Source organism: Roseovarius sp. MMSF_3359 (assembly GCF_030733385.1).
Taxonomy (GTDB): Bacteria; Pseudomonadota; Alphaproteobacteria; order Rhodobacterales; family Rhodobacteraceae; genus Roseovarius.
In genome coordinates this window covers 358643-375644 of sequence record NZ_JASHJC010000001.1, presented here as the reverse complement: position 1 = coordinate 375644, position 17002 = coordinate 358643, and the positions used below count along the sequence as shown (strand labels likewise).

General features: G+C 59.7%; 24 protein-coding genes. All 24 read right to left on the bottom strand.

What is annotated here, in order from left to right:
- Window positions 1–8 precede the first annotated feature (8 nt).
- The gene (rpsH, locus tag RBB29_RS01910; RefSeq protein ID WP_306113459.1) at window positions 9–401 is read right to left on the bottom strand and encodes a 30S ribosomal protein S8; all 393 of its coding nucleotides are present in this window, start codon (window positions 399–401) and stop codon (window positions 9–11) included.
- Window positions 402–413: 12 nt separating this feature from the next.
- Window positions 414–719, bottom strand: coding sequence for a 30S ribosomal protein S14 (gene rpsN / locus RBB29_RS01905; RefSeq protein WP_306113458.1), 306 nt, complete (start codon window positions 717–719; stop codon window positions 414–416).
- Window positions 720–738: 19 nt separating this feature from the next.
- Window positions 739–1302 carry a 50S ribosomal protein L5 gene (gene rplE / locus RBB29_RS01900; protein ID WP_306113457.1) on the bottom strand — a complete coding sequence of 188 codons (564 nt, stop codon included), beginning with the start codon at window positions 1300–1302 and terminating at the stop codon, window positions 739–741.
- A complete protein-coding gene (gene rplX, locus RBB29_RS01895; RefSeq protein WP_306113456.1) occupies window positions 1295–1606 on the bottom strand; it encodes a 50S ribosomal protein L24 in 312 nt (103 codons plus the stop codon). Before rplX ends, rplE begins: the two co-directional genes overlap by 8 nt.
- 1 nt (window position 1607) lies before the next feature.
- Window positions 1608–1976, bottom strand: coding sequence for a 50S ribosomal protein L14 (gene rplN, locus RBB29_RS01890; protein WP_085892917.1), 369 nt, complete (start codon window positions 1974–1976; stop codon window positions 1608–1610).
- 79 nt (window positions 1977–2055) lie between these two features.
- Window positions 2056–2286, bottom strand: a complete 231-nt coding sequence (rpsQ, locus tag RBB29_RS01885; protein ID WP_299849197.1) for a 30S ribosomal protein S17 — start codon at window positions 2284–2286, stop codon at window positions 2056–2058.
- Between the two features lie 11 nt (window positions 2287–2297).
- Complete coding sequence (rpmC, locus tag RBB29_RS01880) at window positions 2298–2504, bottom strand: 50S ribosomal protein L29 (protein ID WP_306113455.1); 207 nt, start codon at window positions 2502–2504, stop codon at window positions 2298–2300.
- Between the two features lie 355 nt (window positions 2505–2859).
- Window positions 2860–3480, bottom strand: coding sequence for a 2OG-Fe(II) oxygenase family protein (locus RBB29_RS01875; RefSeq protein WP_306113454.1), 621 nt, complete (start codon window positions 3478–3480; stop codon window positions 2860–2862).
- A gap of 363 nt (window positions 3481–3843) precedes the next feature.
- Window positions 3844–4257, bottom strand: coding sequence for a 50S ribosomal protein L16 (gene rplP / locus RBB29_RS01870; protein WP_306113453.1), 414 nt, complete (start codon window positions 4255–4257; stop codon window positions 3844–3846).
- A gap of 12 nt (window positions 4258–4269) precedes the next feature.
- Window positions 4270–4977, bottom strand: coding sequence for a 30S ribosomal protein S3 (gene rpsC / locus RBB29_RS01865; protein ID WP_306113452.1), 708 nt, complete (start codon window positions 4975–4977; stop codon window positions 4270–4272).
- Complete coding sequence (gene rplV / locus RBB29_RS01860; protein WP_085801960.1) at window positions 4977–5357, bottom strand: 50S ribosomal protein L22; 381 nt, start codon at window positions 5355–5357, stop codon at window positions 4977–4979. Before rplV ends, rpsC begins: the two co-directional genes overlap by 1 nt.
- Before the next feature lie 3 nt (window positions 5358–5360).
- Window positions 5361–5639 carry a 30S ribosomal protein S19 gene (rpsS, locus tag RBB29_RS01855; protein ID WP_008236480.1) on the bottom strand — a complete coding sequence of 93 codons (279 nt, stop codon included), beginning with the start codon at window positions 5637–5639 and terminating at the stop codon, window positions 5361–5363.
- Window positions 5640–5642: 3 nt separating this feature from the next.
- Window positions 5643–6485: a 50S ribosomal protein L2 gene (rplB, locus tag RBB29_RS01850; protein WP_306113451.1), complete on the bottom strand. Its 843-nt coding sequence runs from the start codon at window positions 6483–6485 to the stop codon at window positions 5643–5645.
- A gap of 1206 nt (window positions 6486–7691) precedes the next feature.
- Window positions 7692–7988 (bottom strand): 50S ribosomal protein L23, encoded by a 297-nt coding sequence (locus RBB29_RS01845; RefSeq protein ID WP_306113450.1) that lies wholly within the window; start codon window positions 7986–7988, stop codon window positions 7692–7694.
- Entirely contained in the window at window positions 7985–8602 is a 618-nt protein-coding gene (gene rplD, locus RBB29_RS01840; RefSeq protein WP_306113449.1) for a 50S ribosomal protein L4, read from the bottom strand. The genes RBB29_RS01845 and rplD overlap by 4 nt, the downstream gene beginning before the upstream one ends.
- Entirely contained in the window at window positions 8599–9465 is an 867-nt protein-coding gene (rplC, locus tag RBB29_RS01835) for a 50S ribosomal protein L3 (RefSeq protein ID WP_306113448.1), read from the bottom strand. The genes rplD and rplC overlap by 4 nt, the downstream gene beginning before the upstream one ends.
- A gap of 15 nt (window positions 9466–9480) precedes the next feature.
- Complete coding sequence (gene rpsJ / locus RBB29_RS01830; protein ID WP_057795293.1) at window positions 9481–9789, bottom strand: 30S ribosomal protein S10; 309 nt, start codon at window positions 9787–9789, stop codon at window positions 9481–9483.
- A gap of 105 nt (window positions 9790–9894) precedes the next feature.
- Complete coding sequence (gene tuf / locus RBB29_RS01825; RefSeq protein WP_306113447.1) at window positions 9895–11070, bottom strand: elongation factor Tu; 1176 nt, start codon at window positions 11068–11070, stop codon at window positions 9895–9897.
- A gap of 84 nt (window positions 11071–11154) precedes the next feature.
- Window positions 11155–11688, bottom strand: coding sequence for a hypothetical protein (locus RBB29_RS01820; protein WP_306121094.1), 534 nt, complete (start codon window positions 11686–11688; stop codon window positions 11155–11157).
- A gap of 12 nt (window positions 11689–11700) precedes the next feature.
- Window positions 11701–13818, bottom strand: coding sequence for an elongation factor G (fusA, locus tag RBB29_RS01815; protein ID WP_306113445.1), 2118 nt, complete (start codon window positions 13816–13818; stop codon window positions 11701–11703).
- Window positions 13819–13839: 21 nt separating this feature from the next.
- Complete coding sequence (gene rpsG, locus RBB29_RS01810) at window positions 13840–14310, bottom strand: 30S ribosomal protein S7 (protein ID WP_306113444.1); 471 nt, start codon at window positions 14308–14310, stop codon at window positions 13840–13842.
- Window positions 14311–14322: 12 nt separating this feature from the next.
- The gene (rpsL, locus tag RBB29_RS01805) at window positions 14323–14694 is read right to left on the bottom strand and encodes a 30S ribosomal protein S12 (RefSeq protein WP_085800764.1); all 372 of its coding nucleotides are present in this window, start codon (window positions 14692–14694) and stop codon (window positions 14323–14325) included.
- Between the two features lie 465 nt (window positions 14695–15159).
- Window positions 15160–15942, bottom strand: a complete 783-nt coding sequence (locus RBB29_RS01800) for a heme ABC transporter ATP-binding protein (protein ID WP_306113443.1) — start codon at window positions 15940–15942, stop codon at window positions 15160–15162.
- On the bottom strand, window positions 15939–16988 hold the full coding sequence (locus RBB29_RS01795) for an iron ABC transporter permease (protein WP_306121093.1): 1050 nt from the start codon (window positions 16986–16988) through the stop codon (window positions 15939–15941). Before RBB29_RS01795 ends, RBB29_RS01800 begins: the two co-directional genes overlap by 4 nt.
- Window positions 16989–17002 lie beyond the last annotated feature (14 nt).

Sequence of the window (17002 nt, the reverse complement as noted above, 5' to 3'; positions counted from 1 at the left end):
AAGCCCCCTTAGAATACGGTGCAGAGCACTTCGCCGCCAACATTCTGGCTGCGGGCACTTGCATCCGACATCACGCCTTTCGACGTGGAGACAATCGACACGCCCAGGCCCTGGCGGACCTGCGGAATGTCATTGACGCCCAGGTACACGCGACGACCGGGTTTCGAGACCCGTTTCATTTCGCGGATAACCGGTTCGCCTTCGAAATATTTCAGGCTGACTTCAATCGCCGGGTGACCATCCTTGCCGGTGGTCGCCTCAAAGCCACGGATATAACCCTCATCCGCCAGCACGCCCAGAACACGCTCGCGCATTTTCGAGGCAGGCATCATGACGGTGGATTTACCGCGCATCTGGCTGTTGCGGATACGGGCCAGCATATCGCCGATAGGATCATTCATATCAAATCTCCCTTACCAGCTTGATTTCACGAGGCCGGGGGCCTGGCCGTTCGAGCCAAGCTCGCGCAGCGCGATCCGCGACACTTTGAGTTTGCGGTAATACGCATGCGGACGACCGGTCAGCTGACAACGGTTGTGCAGCCGGGTGGCCGAGCTGTTGCGCGGCAGTTTCGCCAGCTTCAGGGAAGCGCGGAAACGCTCTTCCATCGGCTTGCTTTCGTCATTCACGATCTCTTTCAGCGCGGCACGCTTGGCTGCGTATTTCTCAACCAGGCGCTGACGCTTCTTCTCGCGTTCGATCATTGCTTTTTTAGCCATAATTCTTTCCTCCCGCCGCTTAGCTGTTGAAGGGCATGTTGAAGTTCTTCAACAGCGCCTTGGCTTCAGCGTCGGTTTGCGCCGTGGTTGCGATAATGACATCCATGCCCCACATCTCATCGACCTTGTCGAAGTTGATTTCGGGGAACACGATGTGCTCCTTGATGCCCATGGCGTAGTTGCCACGCCCGTCGAACGATTTGCCCGACACGCCGCGGAAGTCGCGGATACGGGGCATCGCGATGGTGATCAGGCGATCAAGGAATTCGTACATCCGGTCGCCGCGCAGGGTGACCTTCGCGCCCATCGGCATGTCTTCACGAACCCGGAAACCGGCAATCGAGTTGCGTGCCTTGGTGATGACGGCGTGTTGGCCGGCAATCGTGCTCAGGTCTTCCTGGGCCGATTTGGCTTTCTTGCTGTCTTTCACAGCAGCCTTGCCGCAACCGATGTTCAGAACGATCTTGTCCAGCTTAGGGATCATCATGTCGTTCTTGTAGCCGAATTCCTCTTTCATCGCGGCACGGATGGTCTCGCGATATTGGGTCTTCAGGCGCGGGGTGTAGTTTGCAGTATCAAGCATCAATCACGTCCCCCGTGGTCTTGGCGAAACGCACCTTCTTGCCGTCTTCAACCTTGAAGCCGACACGGGTCGCTTTGCCGTTCTTGTCCAGGAATGCCAGGTTGCTGAGTTCGATCGGCATCGCCTTGGGGATGCGGCCGCCTTGGCTCGTTTGGCTCTGCTTGGTATGGCGCACGGCCATGTTGATCCCGTCAACCACGGCCTTGCCGGCCTTGGGGTCCACGGATGCGATTGTGCCTTCCTTGCCTTTGTCCTTGCCGGCAAGAACGACAACCTTGTCGCCTTTTTTCAGTTTCGCAGCCATATCACAGCACCTCCGGGGCGAGCGAGATGATCTTCATGAAGTTCTTGCCACGCAGTTCGCGTACAACCGGCCCGAAGATACGGGTGCCGACCGGCTCACCTGCGTTGTTCAGGATCACGGCGGCGTTGCGGTCAAAGCGGATGGCGGTGCCGTCTTCGCGACGGACTTCTTTGGCGGTGCGTACGACGACGGCCTTGCGGACGTCCCCTTTCTTCACGCGGCCGCGCGGGATGGCTTCCTTGACCGAGACGACGATGATGTCGCCCACGGATGCGTATTTACGCTTGGAACCACCCAGGACCTTGATGCACTGAACACGGCGGGCGCCGCTATTGTCAGCAACATCCAGATTGGTCTGCATCTGGATCATTTGGTTTCTCCCGACCTTTGGGGGGCGTTGCTTTGCCTTGTCCCCAGGGTTTCGATTAAACCGGAAAGTTCGTCAGGCCTCAGGCCTCCAGAACCTCCCAGCGTTTCGTTTTCGATTTCGGTGCGCATTCGATGATGCGGACTTGGTCACCGACCTTGAAAGCGTTCTTTTCATCGTGAGCCCGGTATTTCTTGGACTTACGGATGGTTTTCGCCAGAACCGGGTGCTTGAAACGGCGTTCAACCGAGACCGTGACGGTTTGGGCGTTTGCGTCGGAGGTCACGACGCCTTGCAGAATACGCTTGGGCATTGAGGCTCTCCTTACGCGTCTTTGGCCGCTTCGGCGGCTTTTTCGTTCAGAATGGTCAGCACACGAGCCGCGTCACGGCGGGCCTGGCGCATGCGGGCCGGATTTTCGAGTTGATTGGTGGCCGACTGAAAGCGCAGGTTGAACTGCTCTTTCTTCAGCGCAACCAGCTCATCGCGGAGCTGATCCGGCGTCTTTTCACGTAGTTCCTGGGCGTTCATATCGCCTTTTCCTTTTCTCAAAACACCGGCCAGCCCCTGACGATTGGTTCAGGGTCACCAAAACCCGGTGGATGAATTGCAGATACAGACGAATCCCGGTTGCCCGGTCATCGCGAGATGCCGCTCTATAAGGGAGGGAGATTTGGAGGGCAAGGGAAAGTTTCTTGACCCAGCAAAATGGTCGCACTTTCAGTCCAGGGGGCCACGCCCGACCCTGGGAGGGCAGGCGCAACGACTCTCGTCCGCTATTCGGTGCAAGAGCCGCAACATCTTTCTAAATCGAAACGTCGCAAAACGCCCTCCCTTGGGGAGGGTCGGGCGTGGCTCGTGCCTTAGGCACGCGCCCCAAAAGACGTCAGGACCACCCGTAATTGAAGCTCACACTGATCCGGTCCTCTTCGGACATGTTCATCGGCACCTCGTGGCGGAGCCAGCTTTCCCAGAGGAGGACATCCCCCACCTTCGGAGTGGCATAGATGAACGAGCGCATTTCCTCCCGCGCGTCTTTGTGGCGCGCGGGGGCGGCCATCATCATGGCGGAGCGGGGATCTTCCAGTTTCAAGGCACTCGCGCCGTCGGGCATGGCCACGTAGGTTGTGCCCGAGATGACTGAATGCGGGTGGATATGGCTGGCGTGGCTGCCGCCTTCGGGCAGGATGTTGATCCAGATGTCTTCCAACTTGAGCTCCCGCCCGTCGAGATCAAATTCCAGATCTTCGGCAAATGCCGCGACGTGCTTATCTAGGAGTTTCACCAAAACCGCAAAGATCGGAAACCGCCACCCCAGATCGGTGAGCGAGGCATAGGAGGTGTAACCAGGGTACCCGTTCTCCTCACACCAAGCCTGCCCCGCCTCGTCATCTTCGGCAATCGAGTAGCAGGACGCCTCCAGTTCGGACGCATCAGGCGCCTCGCCCATCTCGGACAAAGCAGCGCGATAGAGGCGGGTAACGAAGAGGGAATTTATCTTGGGCATGACGCGAGCATTACCTGAGGCAAAGGCGTTTGGCGAGGCGAAACAAGATCCAAGTTGCGGACAAAGCGGTCCTTCAATCGCCATTGAAACAGAGGGTATCGCCCGACCGCGGGTGGGCGCCCCCAGAGATGTTGATCGCACTTTATGGTGACGTGTACCTCCCACAATCATTCGGATTGTAACGGCGATAGAGCGCCCGCCCATGGGGCGGTCGGGCGCTGCCCGGCGGTGCTGCGCACCTTGATTCCGGGCGGGAGCAATGTCCGCATTGGGCTTAAACCGAACATCTGCACCAAAGAAAAACCCCTGCCGAAATCTCGGCAGGGGTTCGTTTCCTTCGTGAGGGGCTTGATCCCCGCCCGTTTACCAGTCCTCGCGGACCACGACGCGGGTTTTCAGCGGCAGTTTCATCGCGGCGAGGCGCAGGGCCTCCATCGCAATGCCTTCGCTTACGCCGTCGATTTCGAACATGATCCGGCCGGGTTTGACCTTGGCCGCCCAGAAATCGACAGAACCTTTACCCTTACCCATCCGAACTTCGGTAGGCTTCGAGGTGACCGGCACATCCGGGAAGATCCGGATCCAGACACGGCCCTGACGTTTCATGTGACGCGTCATGGCACGGCGTGCCGCCTCGATCTGACGCGCTGTCACGCGCTCGGGCTGGGTCGCCTTCAGGCCATAGGTGCCGAAGTTCAGGTCAGACCCGCCCTTGGCTTCACCGCGGATGCGGCCCTTGAACTGCTTGCGGAATTTCGTGCGTTTTGGTTGTAGCATGTCATTCCCTCCTTAGCGGCGGCCGCCGGCGCCACGGGGCGCGGGACCATCCTGGAGTTCCTGGGCTTTGCGGTCACGGGCCGACGGATCGTGCTCCATGATCTCACCCTTGAAGATCCAGACCTTGATGCCGATGATGCCGTAAGGTGTCGAGGCTTCGACATTGGCATAATCGATGTCAGCACGCAGGGTGTGCAGGGGCACGCGGCCCTCGCGGTACCATTCGGTCCGGGCGATCTCGGCACCGCCAAGGCGGCCCGCGACGTTGACCCGGATGCCCAGGGCACCCATGCGCATGGCGTTCTGAACCGCGCGTTTCATGGCACGACGGAACGACACACGACGCTCAAGCTGCTGTGCGATGCTCTCACCCACGAGGGCGGCATCCAGCTCGGGCTTGCGCACTTCAACGATGTTGAGGTGCAACTCGCTGTCGGTCATCGCGGCCAGCTTGCGACGCAGACCCTCGATATCGGCGCCTTTCTTGCCGATGATCACACCCGGACGCGCGGTGTGAATGGTCACACGGCACTTCTTGTGGGGGCGTTCGATGATCACGCGGCTGACACCGGCCTGTTTGCATTCCTTGTTGATAAACTCGCGGATCGCGATGTCTTCCAACAGCAGATTGCCATAGTCCTTGGTGTCGGCGTACCAGCGGCTGTCCCAGGTGCGGTTCACCTGCAGGCGCATGCCAATCGGATTTACTTTGTTACCCATCAGGCTTGCTCCTCGATTTCACGAACCTTGATTGTCAGTTCCGAGAACGGCTTGCGCAGCGCGCCAAACCGGCCCCGGGCCCGCGGACGACCGCGCTTCATAACCAGGTTCTTGCCCACATAGGCTTCGGCCACGATCAGCTCGTCCACATCCAGGTTGTGGTTGTTTTCAGCATTGGCGATGGCCGACTGAAGGCATTTCTTCACGTCTTCCGCGATCCGCTTGTTCGAAAACGTCAGATCGTTGAGCGCCTTTTCAACCTTCTTGCCGCGGATCATCCCGGCCAGGAGGTTCAGTTTCTGCGGGCTGGTGCGAAGCATGCGCAATTTTGCCATTGCTTCGTTATCGGCCACGCGGCGGGGGTTCTTTTCCTTGCCCATGACTTACTTCCGCTTCGCTTTTTTGTCGGCGGCATGACCGTAATAGGTGCGAGTCGGGCTGTATTCGCCGAACTTCTGACCAATCATGTCTTCGCTGACGTTGACGGGGATATGTTTCTTGCCGTTGTAGACGCCAAACGTCAGGCCCACGAACTGGGGCAGGATCGTCGAGCGGCGCGACCAGATTTTGATGACTTCGTTACGCCCGCTTTCGCGCGATGCTTCGGCTTTCTTCAGCACATAAGCATCCACAAAGGGGCCTTTCCATACAGAACGTGCCATGTGTTAGCGGCCCTTCTTCTTGGCGTGACGCGAGCGGATGATAAGCTTCTGCGACGCCTTGTTCTTGTTGCGGGTGCGTGCGCCCTTGGTGGGTTTGCCCCAGGGCGTGACCGGGTGACGACCACCCGATGTGCGGCCCTCACCACCACCGTGGGGGTGGTCGATCGGGTTCATCACGACACCACGAACCGACGGACGGATGCCTTTGTGGCGCATGCGGCCCGCTTTACCGTAGTTCTGGTTCGAATTGTCGGGGTTCGACACGGCACCAACGGTGGCCATGCACTCCTGACGCACCATGCGCAGCTCGCCCGAGCTCAGACGGATCTGAGCGTAGCCGCCATCGCGGCCGACGAACTGGGCGTAGGTACCGGCGGCACGGGCGATCTGACCACCCTTGCCGGGCTTCAGTTCGATATTGTGCACGATGGTACCGATGGGCAGGCCCGAGAAGGGCATCGCGTTACCGGGCTTGATGTCCGCCTTGGCCGACGAGATGACCTTGTCACCAATCGCCAGACGCTGCGGCGCCAGGATATACGCTTTTTCGCCGTCGTCATAGTTGACGAGCGCGATGAAGGCGGTCCGGTTCGGGTCATATTCGATCCGCTCGACGGTGGCCGCCACGTCGAATTTGTTGCGTTTGAAATCAACGATCCGGTAGAGGCGTTTTGCCCCGCCACCACGTCGGCGTGATGTGATACGTCCGGTGTTGTTCCGGCCACCCGATTTCGTCAGACCCTCGGTGAGGGCTTTGACGGGGCGTCCTTTCCACAGCTCCGAACGGTCGATCAGCACCAGCCCGCGCTGGCCCGGCGTCGTTGGCTTATACGACTTGAGTGCCATGCTTTCTGTCTTCCGTTTAGCAAACGGCAGGGTCCTGCCCCACCTATGTGATTGGGCGGATATTCCGCCCGGGTTATAGGGCCCCGAAGGTCCCCGGCTATTTCGTGTTCTTGCGAACGAAAACGCAAGCCCCGGACGAATCCGGGGCCTACCGATGGGGTCGTTTACGAGAGACAGACTGCCGGGTCAAGCCTCAGCGCCAAGAAATCCTGGCCTTCTGTGCATATGGCCTCCCTGCCCTAAAGCCGCGCGCTAGCCAGACCGCGGGATGGCGATGCAACGCTGGTTCAACGCACTTTATCCCAGCCAAAACCGAAAACCCTCAGATCGCAGCACTTACCCCACCCAATTGCTAGCGAGTCGCACCAAAGTTGCGCCGCTATCTATCTGTCACGCCTCCGGCGTGACGGGCAGTCTGCTTATCTCGCGGCGACCTGAGGGCCAAGTATAACGCGCGGTCTAGTGAAGCGATCACACAACTTGTGAAACCGCTCTCGTTCTTTACCCAATACCCCAAAACTGTATGCTAAGACGCCTTGCGCGATGAAGCTGAATTCATTGCTTACGATTAGATTGTATACTGGTTCGAAAAGAGCAGTCCTTTCTACAGAGATAACTCTATCGTGGGCCAGTTTACCCGTTCCATCCGCATGCAGCAGACACATTCCTGCCCTCAATCTCCAAGCGCTACACCTACCAGAACTTGTGGCAAATGCATGCCACGCTGTTGTTTTAATTGGATGACTGTTTAGTTCTGTAGTGATCTTCCAGATACGCCCAGTAGAATAGCAAACCCTTTTCTTCACCGGCGCTGTCACCATCTCACCAGCCTGACCCAGAGTTAGAACATCATCTCCGGATTGGACGTCTGAAATAGCTGTCCACACTGCATTTGCGGTCAAAACAGGTGTTCCACCGGAAAAACAAGTTCCACTAGAAGTGGACTTGTAGATGTTATTGTCGTTGACTTTTCCCGAACCACTGCAATTGTAGCACGTTTCTGATGGCGTATCTGTCCTGCCAGTTAACCGTTCCCCGGTACCTCCGCAAATACCACAATCCTTCATTATCTACTCCTTTCAAATCGAATTCTGACACCCAGCCGCCTGAGATCAGAATTCAAGACTAGCACGAATTGTTGTATCTCTCACAAAAAACCCGGTCACCTTCGTGACCGGGCTTTCATTCTATAGATTGAGGAGCCAATCAAAGACCGGTGGTCACGTCGATCGTGTTGCCCTCTTCCAGGGTCACGTAGGCCTTCTTGATGTGGTTGCGGCGGCCAAGCGAGCCACGGAACCGTTTGACCTTACCCTTGGTGATCGTGGTGTTGACAGCTTTGACCTTCACACCAAAGAGCGCCTCGACGGCCTCCTTGATCTGCGGCTTGTTGCTGTCCATCGCCACTTCAAAGACAACCGCGCCGTTTTCCGACGCCATGGTGGCCTTCTCGGTGATGACCGGCTTGCGGATCACGTCGTAATGTTCTGCCTTCGCGCTCATTTCAACCGAGCCTCCAGTGCTTCGACACCTGCCTTGGTGATCACCAGGGTGTCACGCTTGAGGATGTCATATACGTTTGCGCCCATGGTCGGCAGCACGTCCAGACCGTCGATGTTACGGGCGGCCTTGGCGAAATCTGCATTCACCTCGGCGCCATCGATGATCAGCGCGCGCTTCCAGCCCAGGTCCTTGACCTGCTTGGCTAGGGCCGCGGTCTTGCCGTTCGACGAGGCTTCGTCGATCACGACCAGCTCGCCAGCTTTGACCTTGGCGGAAAGGGCGTGTTTCAGACCCAGCAGGCGGACCTTCTTGGGCAGATCATGCGCGTGGCTGCGCGGTGTCGGGCCCTTGTAGATACCACCCTTGCGGAAGATCGGCGCGTTGCGGTCACCATGGCGTGCGCCACCGGTGCCCTTCTGGCGATAGATCTTCTTGGTCGAGTACGATGTCTCGGACCGGGTCTTGACTTTGTGCGTACCGGCCTGCGCCTTGTTGCGCTGCCAGCGGACGACACGGTGAAGGATGTCCGCGCGCGGCTCCAGGCCGAAGATTTCTTCGCCCAGATCGACCGAGCCGGCCTTCTTGCCGTCCAGTTTGATCACGTCGAGTTTCATTCTTCGCCTTCCTTCTTCTCGGCTTCGGCCGCTTCGGCTTCAGCAACTTGATCGACCTTCGCCTCTTCGGCCTCGGCAGCTTCCAGAGCGGCCTGTTCGGCCTCTGCGGCGGCGGCTGCGGCAGCTTCGGCTTCGGCAGCAGCAGCGGCGGCAGCTTCTTCGGCCAGTTTCGCGGCTTCTTCGGCCATGGATTTCAGACCCGCAGGCAGAATGGCATTCTCAGGGAACGGCTTTTTCACCGCATCCTTGACGGTGACCCAGCCACCTTTGGAGCCCGGCACCGCGCCTTTGATCATGATGAGACCACGATCGGCATCGGTCTTGACCACTTGCAGGTTCTGCGTGGTCACCCGTGCAGCACCCATATGGCCAGCCATCTTCTTGCCTTTGAAGACCTTGCCCGGATCCTGACACTGACCGGTCGAGCCGTGCGAACGGTGGCTGATCGACACACCGTGCGAGGCGCGCAGACCACCGAAGTTGTGGCGTTTCATGGCACCGGCAAAACCCTTACCGATCGAGGTGCCGCAGACGTCTACGAACTGACCTTCGAAGTAATGGTTCGCGGTGATCTCTTCACCCACTTCGATCATCGCCTCAGGCGCCACGCGGAATTCCGCGACCTTGCGCTTGGGCTCGACCTTGGCGGCGGCGAAATGGCCACGCATGGCTTTCGAGGTCCGCTTGGCCTTGGCCGTACCCGCGCCCAGTTGCACCGCGGCATAGCCGTGGGCCTCGGGGGTGCGTTGTGCGACAACCTGCAGTTTGTCCAATTGGAGAACGGTAACCGGCACCTGCCGTCCGTCTTCCATGAAAAGCCGGGTCATGCCGACTTTCTTTGCGATTACACCAGAGCGCAACATATCCTAGTGCCCTCCTTAGACCGAAATCTGAACGTCAACACCGGCGGCCAGGTCGAGCTTCATCAGCGCGTCCACGGTCTGCGGTGTGGGATCAACGATGTCCAGCAGACGCTTATGCGTGCGGATCTCGAACTGATCGCGGGATTTCTTGTTCACGTGGGGACCACGCAGAACGGTGAATTTCTCGATCTTGTTCGGCAGCGGGATCGGCCCCCGAACGTCGGCACCGGTGCGTTTCGCGGTGTTGACGATCTCTTGTGTGCTGGCGTCCAGTACACGATAGTCAAACGCTTTCAGCCGGATGCGAATATTTTGGCTTTGCATTGTCTTAGCCTTTCAAGGCGTTGGAGTTGATAGGAGGAAGGCCGGACCACCCGGCCCCCCTCGTCGAACCCTGCGCCCCGGGTTGGCCCGGAGCGCCTTTTGGGATTATTCGATAATTTTGGCGACGACGCCTGCGCCGACGGTGCGGCCGCCTTCGCGGATGGCGAAGCGCAGGCCGTCTTCCATTGCGATCGGTGCGATCAGCTCGACGGTGAACTTCAGGTTGTCGCCCGGCATCACCATCTCGGTGCCCGAGGGCAGCTCAACCGTGCCGGTCACGTCGGTGGTCCGGAAGTAGAACTGCGGGCGGTAGTTCGCGAAGAACGGCGTGTGACGGCCCCCTTCCTCTTTGGTGAGGATATAGGCTTCGGCTTCGAACTTGGTGTGCGGCGTCACCGAACCCGGCTTGCACAGAACCTGACCACGCTCAACGCCGTCACGGTCGATACCGCGCAGCAGCGCGCCGATGTTGTCGCCCGCTTCACCGCGGTCCAGCAGCTTGCGGAACATTTCAACGCCGGTGCAGGTGGTCTTCTTGGTGTCGCGGATGCCGACGATTTCGATCTCGTCGCCCACGTTGATCACACCGCGCTCAACCCGGCCGGTCACAACCGTACCGCGGCCCGAGATCGAGAACACGTCTTCGACCGGCATCAGGAACGGCTGATCCACGGCGCGCGCCGGCGTCGGGATGTATTCGTCAACGGCGGCCATCAGCTTCTTGATCGACTCTTCGCCGATCGCCTCGTCACGACCTTCCATCGCGGCCAGGGCCGAGCCCGGGATCACGGGAATGTCGTCGCCGGGGAATTCATACGAGCTCAGGAGCTCGCGGATTTCCATTTCCACCAGTTCCAGCAGCTCGTCATCGTCCACCTGGTCAACTTTGTTCATGTAAACAACGATGTAGGGGATGCCGACCTGACGGCCCAGCAGGATGTGCTCGCGGGTCTGGGGCATCGGGCCATCGGCCGCGTTCACCACCAGGATCGCGCCGTCCATCTGCGCCGCACCGGTGATCATGTTCTTGACGTAGTCCGCGTGGCCGGGGCAGTCGACGTGGGCATAGTGACGGCTGTCGGTCTCGTATTCCACGTGGGCCGTCGAAATCGTGATCCCGCGGGCTTTCTCCTCGGGCGCGCCGTCGATCTGGTCATAGGCCTTGAAATCACCAAAATACTTGGTAATCGCCGCCGTCAGCGTCGTCTTGCCGTGATCCACGTGACCAATGGTCCCGATGTTCACATGCGGTTTAGAACGATCAAACTTTTCCTTTGCCATGATGGCCTCCTTATCTTCATTCGAATGGCGTGTCTCACCCCGCCATCTGATCCTACGGGTGCTGTTTGTTTTCCGTGTTCTGGGTCATTCAGCGCCAACTTTTCTGTGGCGCAAGAAAATTTTCTCACTCGCCTGTTCGGCGAATTCTTCGATCAGGCCGGAATACTGCAATTGTCTCCGGGGCTTGGTATACTGGTCGATCAGGGGCGCAGAGCCCTCTCCTTTGGAGGCTCCAGTGAATTTCAGCGTACCTTCCGAAACCGTTTTCCCGGATCCCGCATCTTTGACAACAAATGCGCCGCTCACCTCGTTCCGAGCGTTTCCAAGAATGGATTCGCCGAGCGAACGCACTTTCATGTCCTGCAATGAAAAATGTACGTTCACCGGACGGCTACCCTGTTCCAACTCATTGAATGACTTCAGGAGAGCCGCCCGAATATCCCGTGCAACGACGTCGTTCGAGTATTCGCTGAGCGTGCCGGTAAAGCCTGCAAAACGCGACGTATCAACCGTCACATTCCGGATCGCATAGGGCGAATAGGTCTCGACCTCGGGCACATCACAGCCCGAGACCAAGACCGCAACGGCCAAAGCGATGAATGTTCTACGGCTAAACATAACGTACCCTGATTAAGCGTATTTCGCCTGGATCTCTTCCGAGATGTTCGACGGCACCGGATCGTAATGCGAGAACTGCATTGTGAACTGGGCGCGGCCCGAGGACATCGAACGCAGCGTGTTGATGTAGCCGAACATGTTGGCCAGCGGCACGTTTGCGTCGATCGCGATCGCGTTGCCGCGCGGTTCCTGACCCGAGACCTGGCCGCGACGGCTGGTGAGGTCACCGATGATGCCACCGGTATACTCTTCCGGCGTGATCACTTCGACCTTCATGATCGGCTCAAGCAGTTTCGCACCGGCCTTCTTCAGACCTTCGCGCATGCCCATCCGCGCCGCGATTTCGAACGCCATGACGCTCGAGTCCACATCGTGGAACTTACCGTCGATCAGGGCGACCTTGAAGTCGATTACGGGGAAGCCGGCCAGCGGGCCGCTATCCATGACGCTCTCGATGCCTTTTTCAACACCCGGGATGTATTCCTTGGGAACGGCACCACCAACGATGCGGCTCTCGAAGGAATAGCCTTCGCCCGCCTCGGTCGGCGAGATGATCATCTTGACCTCGGCGAACTGACCCGAACCACCCGACTGCTTCTTGTGGGTGTAGGTATGCTCAACCTCATGACCGATGGTCTCACGGTAGGCCACCTGTGGCGCACCGATGTTGGCCTCAACCTTGAATTCGCGCTTCAGGCGGTCCACCAGGATGTCCAGGTGAAGTTCGCCCATGCCCTTCATGATGGTCTGACCGCTTTCAAGATCGGTCTCGACACGGAAGGACGGGTCTTCGGCGGCCAGACGGGCCAGACCCTGGGACATTTTCTCCTGGTCGTTCTTGGTTTTCGGCTCAACCGCGATCTCGATCACCGGATCGGGGAAGGTCATGGTTTCCAGAACCACCGGATCGTTAACCGCGCAAAGCGTGTCACCGGTCGTGGTGTCCTTGAGACCCGCCAGCGCGATGATGTCGCCCGCAAACGCTTCGGTGATTTCCTCGCGGTTGTTGGAGTGCATCATCATCATCCGGCCAACGCGCTCTTTCTTGCCCTTGGTCGAGTTCAGAAGCGTGTCGCCCTTGTTCAGGACGCCCGAATAGATGCGGGTAAAGGTCAGCGAGCCGACAAACGGGTCGTTCATGATTTTGAACGCCAGCGCCGAGAACGCCATGTCATCATCCGCACGGCGGGCGATGTTACGCTCTTCGCTTTCGTCACCGGGTTTGAAGCCCATGTAGTCGACAACGTCCAGCGGGCTGGGCAGGTAGTCGATCACGGCGTTCAGGAGCGGCTGCACACCTTTATTTTTGAACGCGGAACCACCGAGGACCGGCACGAAATGCAGCGCCAGCGTGCCCTTGCGCAGCAATTTGCGCAGGGTCGGCACGTCGGGCTCGTTGCCTTCCAGGTATTCCATCATCGCGTCGTCGTCTTCTTCGACGGCCGCTTCGATCATCTTGCCGCGCCATTCGTCGGCCATGTCCTTCAGACTGTCGCGGATCGGCGCCTTGACCCAGGACGCGCCCAGATCTTCGCCTTGCCACAGCCACTCTTCCATGGTTACGAGGTCAACCAGGCCTTCCAGCTCGGTTTCCGCGCCGATCGGGATACCGACGGGAACGGCACGCGCGCCGGTGCGGTCTTCGATCATCTTCACGCAGTTGAAGAAATCGGCACCGATCTTGTCCATCTTGTTGACGAAGACCATCCGCGGCACCTTGTAACGGTCAGCCTGACGCCAAACGGTTTCGGTTTGCGGCTCAACACCAGCGTTAGCGTCCAGAACACAGACGGCACCGTCGAGAACGGCCAGCGAACGCTCAACCTCGATGGTGAAATCCACGTGGCCGGGGGTGTCGATGATGTTCAGGCGGTGCTTGGGGGTGTCGGCGGTCTGACCGTCTTCGGTGCGCTCCCAGAAGGTGGTGGTCGCAGCCGAGGTGATGGTGATCCCGCGTTCCTGCTCCTGCTCCATCCAGTCCATGGTGGCCGCACCATCGTGCACCTCGCCAATGTTGTGGGATTTGCCGGTGTAGTACAGGATCCGTTCCGAGCAGGTGGTCTTGCCTGCGTCGATATGGGCCATGATGCCGAAGTTGCGGTAGCGGTCGAGCGGATAATCGCGTGCCATTGGTTTCTTGCCTCTGAGTTTTTACCAGCGGTAGTGGCTGAAGGCTTTGTTCGCCTCGGCCATCTTGTGGGTGTCTTCGCGTTTCTTCACGGCGGAACCGCGCGACTGAACCGCATCCAGAAGTTCACCGGCAAGGCGCTCTTCCATGGTGTTTTCGTTGCGGCTGCGGCTGGCCGAAATCAACCAGCGGATCGCCAGGGCCTGACGGCGCTCGGGGCGCACTTCGACGGGAACCTGGTACGTGGCACCACCCACACGGCGCGAGCGAACCTCGACCGACGGCTGGATGTTGTCGAGCGCCTCGTGGAAAACTTCCAACGGCGCACGCTTGATCTTGTCCTCAACGCGGTCGAGCGCGTTGTAGACGATTTTCTCTGCGACCGACTTCTTGCCGTCGATCATCAGGTTGTTCATGAATTTGGTCAGAACCAGATCGCCGAACTTGGCGTCGGGCAAGACTTCGCGTTTTTCTGCGGCGTGACGACGTGACATGCTCGTGACTCCTTACTTAGGACGCTTGGCGCCGTATTTCGAACGGCGTTGCTTACGGTCTTTGACGCCCTGGGTATCCAGAACACCGCGAAGGATGTGGTAGCGCACACCGGGAAGGTCTTTCACACGGCCGCCACGGATCAGGACAACCGAGTGTTCCTGAAGGTTGTGGCTTTCGCCCGGGATGTAGCTGATGACCTCAAAGCCATTGGTCAGGCGCACCTTGGCAACCTTCCGCATGGCCGAGTTCGGCTTCTTCGGTGTGGTGGTGTAAACGCGCGTGCAAACGCCACGTTTTTGCGGGCACCCTTGCAGGTGCTGCGATTTTTGCGTTCTTACTTTCGGCTGCCGCGGTTTGCGGATCAGCTGTTGGATCGTTGGCATTCCGGTCTCTTCCCGTCTCTCAACATATCTTTCTGCATGGGGGCCCCCATGCGGGTTCATTCTGTTTTTGCCCCTCACGCGTCCGCAAAGCGCAAACGCCGCAATCGTTTCCATTCCGAGGTAAACGACGCGGCTGGCTATTCAGAGGATCGGGGCGCAACAATCGGCCCGGATCTTGACCATCTCAATTTTGATTTCGGCTGCCGGGGCGACCCCCTTGGCCGGATGAGGGGGCGTATAGGCGGTTGCCGATAGCTTGTCAACAGCGCCACAGGGGGTTTCAGGCCTGTGGCCTTCCGGCCATCCTGTCCCAATGTAACAAGGAGTCTTGCGCAGTGAAAGGTGCCGGCAATCCTGCGCGCGACGGAGAATCGGATCTCATCACGGGGACGGGCGAAAACAATGGGCAAGCGCCTCCCCTACCGCCCGGGTATTGCCGCGCAGAACCCGACCCGCAATCGCGTTTCAACCGCCGGCAGTTTGCGGCAGGATGAAAGGCATTCCCGCGTCGGGGCGTTTGTTGATCCGCAGATCGCAGCCATAGGCGTCCGAAAGTCTCGCGTCGTCGAAGACCGAAGACGGGGTCCCTGCGGCGATAAACGCGCCTTCTTTCATGATGGCGACCTTGTCGGCGAACATGGCTGTTAGGTTGAGGTCGTGCATGACCGCCACGACGCCCCCGCCACGTTGGGCGAAATCCCGCGCTAGGTTCATGATGCCAAGCTGGTGACCGATATCGAGGCTTGCGACCGGTTCATCCAGAAAGAGCCAGCACGGCTGCCCGCCCCGCACCGGTTTCCATATCTGGGCCAAGACCCGCGCCAGTTGCACCCGCTGCTGCTCGCCGCCGGAAAGGTCCTGGTAGAAACGGTGTTCGAACCCCGGCAACCCGACCGCCCGCAGGGCTTGGTGGGGCACGTCGGGATCGGCGCCATGGGGGCCGGCCTGATGGCCCACGCGCACCACTTCAAGGGCCTGAAATGGAAAGGCCAGTCGCGACGCCTGCGGCAGCACCCCCCTGATCGCTGCAAGCTGCGGTGCGTTGCGGCGCGTCACCAGAAGACCGTTCAGATGGGTCGCGCCGCCTGCCTCGGTCTCCCCGGTCATGACCCGCAAGAGGCTGGTCTTGCCCGACCCGTTCGGCCCCACGATGGCGGTCACCTCTCCGGGCCGGGCGGTGAAGTCCACCCCCCTGAGGATGCGTTTTCCGCCGATGGTGAGGTCAATATCCTGCGCCTGCAAACTCATAGATCCACAAGCCCCCGGCGGCGCAGCAGGATCCAGAGGAAAACCGGTGCGCCAAGGATGGCCGTGACAATCCCGATGGGCAGTTCAGCCGGGGCGATCACCACCCGCGACAGCACATCCGCCCAGATCAGAAGCCCACCGCCCAGAAGCGCCGCATTCACGAGAAGCGGTTTGTGATCCGGGCCGGTTGCAAGCCTGAGCAGGTGCGGCACGACGATGCCGACGAACCCGATCCCGCCCGAGACCGCCACCGCGGCACCGGTGGCCGCGGCCACCGCCAGAATGGCGAGGTTCTTGGCGCGCTGGACCGGGATGCCAAGATGCAATGCCGTCGCTTCGCCCAGGGCAATCCCGTTGAGAGAGGCGCCCAGCGTCACCGCGCCGATCACCGCCACGCCGATGATGGGGCCTGCGGTGGCAATCTTGGTCCAGGTCGCGCCGCCAAGCGATCCAAGCTGCCAGAATGTCAGGTCACGCAGCTGCTGATCGTCCGCAACGTAGATCATCACGCCGACCAACGCCCCCGCCAGGGCGGCCAGCGCGATCCCCGCCAGAAGCATCGTCGCGACCGACGTGCGACCATTGCGAGTCGAGACCGAGTACAGAAGCAAAACCGACACCCAACTGCCGAGGCAGGCGAGCAACGGGATCAGGTACATGCCGATGCTGCTGCGCAGGGCCAGGGGCAGGCTGGCGCCGAAGACAATCGCGCTGATCGCGCCGAGACTGGCCCCCGCGGTGATCCCGACGATCCCCGGATCGGCCAGCGGGTTCCGGAAGAGCCCCTGCAGGACGGTGCCAGACACCGCCAGCGCCGCACCGACCAGCACACCAAGGACCATGCGCGGCAGGCGGATGTCCCAAAGCACCACCCTCTCCATCTGTGTCAGCGGCTCACCGGCAATCAAACGGCCAAGCGCCGACCAGAGGGATGTGCCCGACGCGCCGATGGCAAGACTTGCGACGCAAGACGCCGCGAGGAACAGCGCCAGCCACAGATGCGCGCGCCGGGCCAGCAGGGACCGATCCCGGGATGGCGCGCGCATGTCGATCTCGCAGA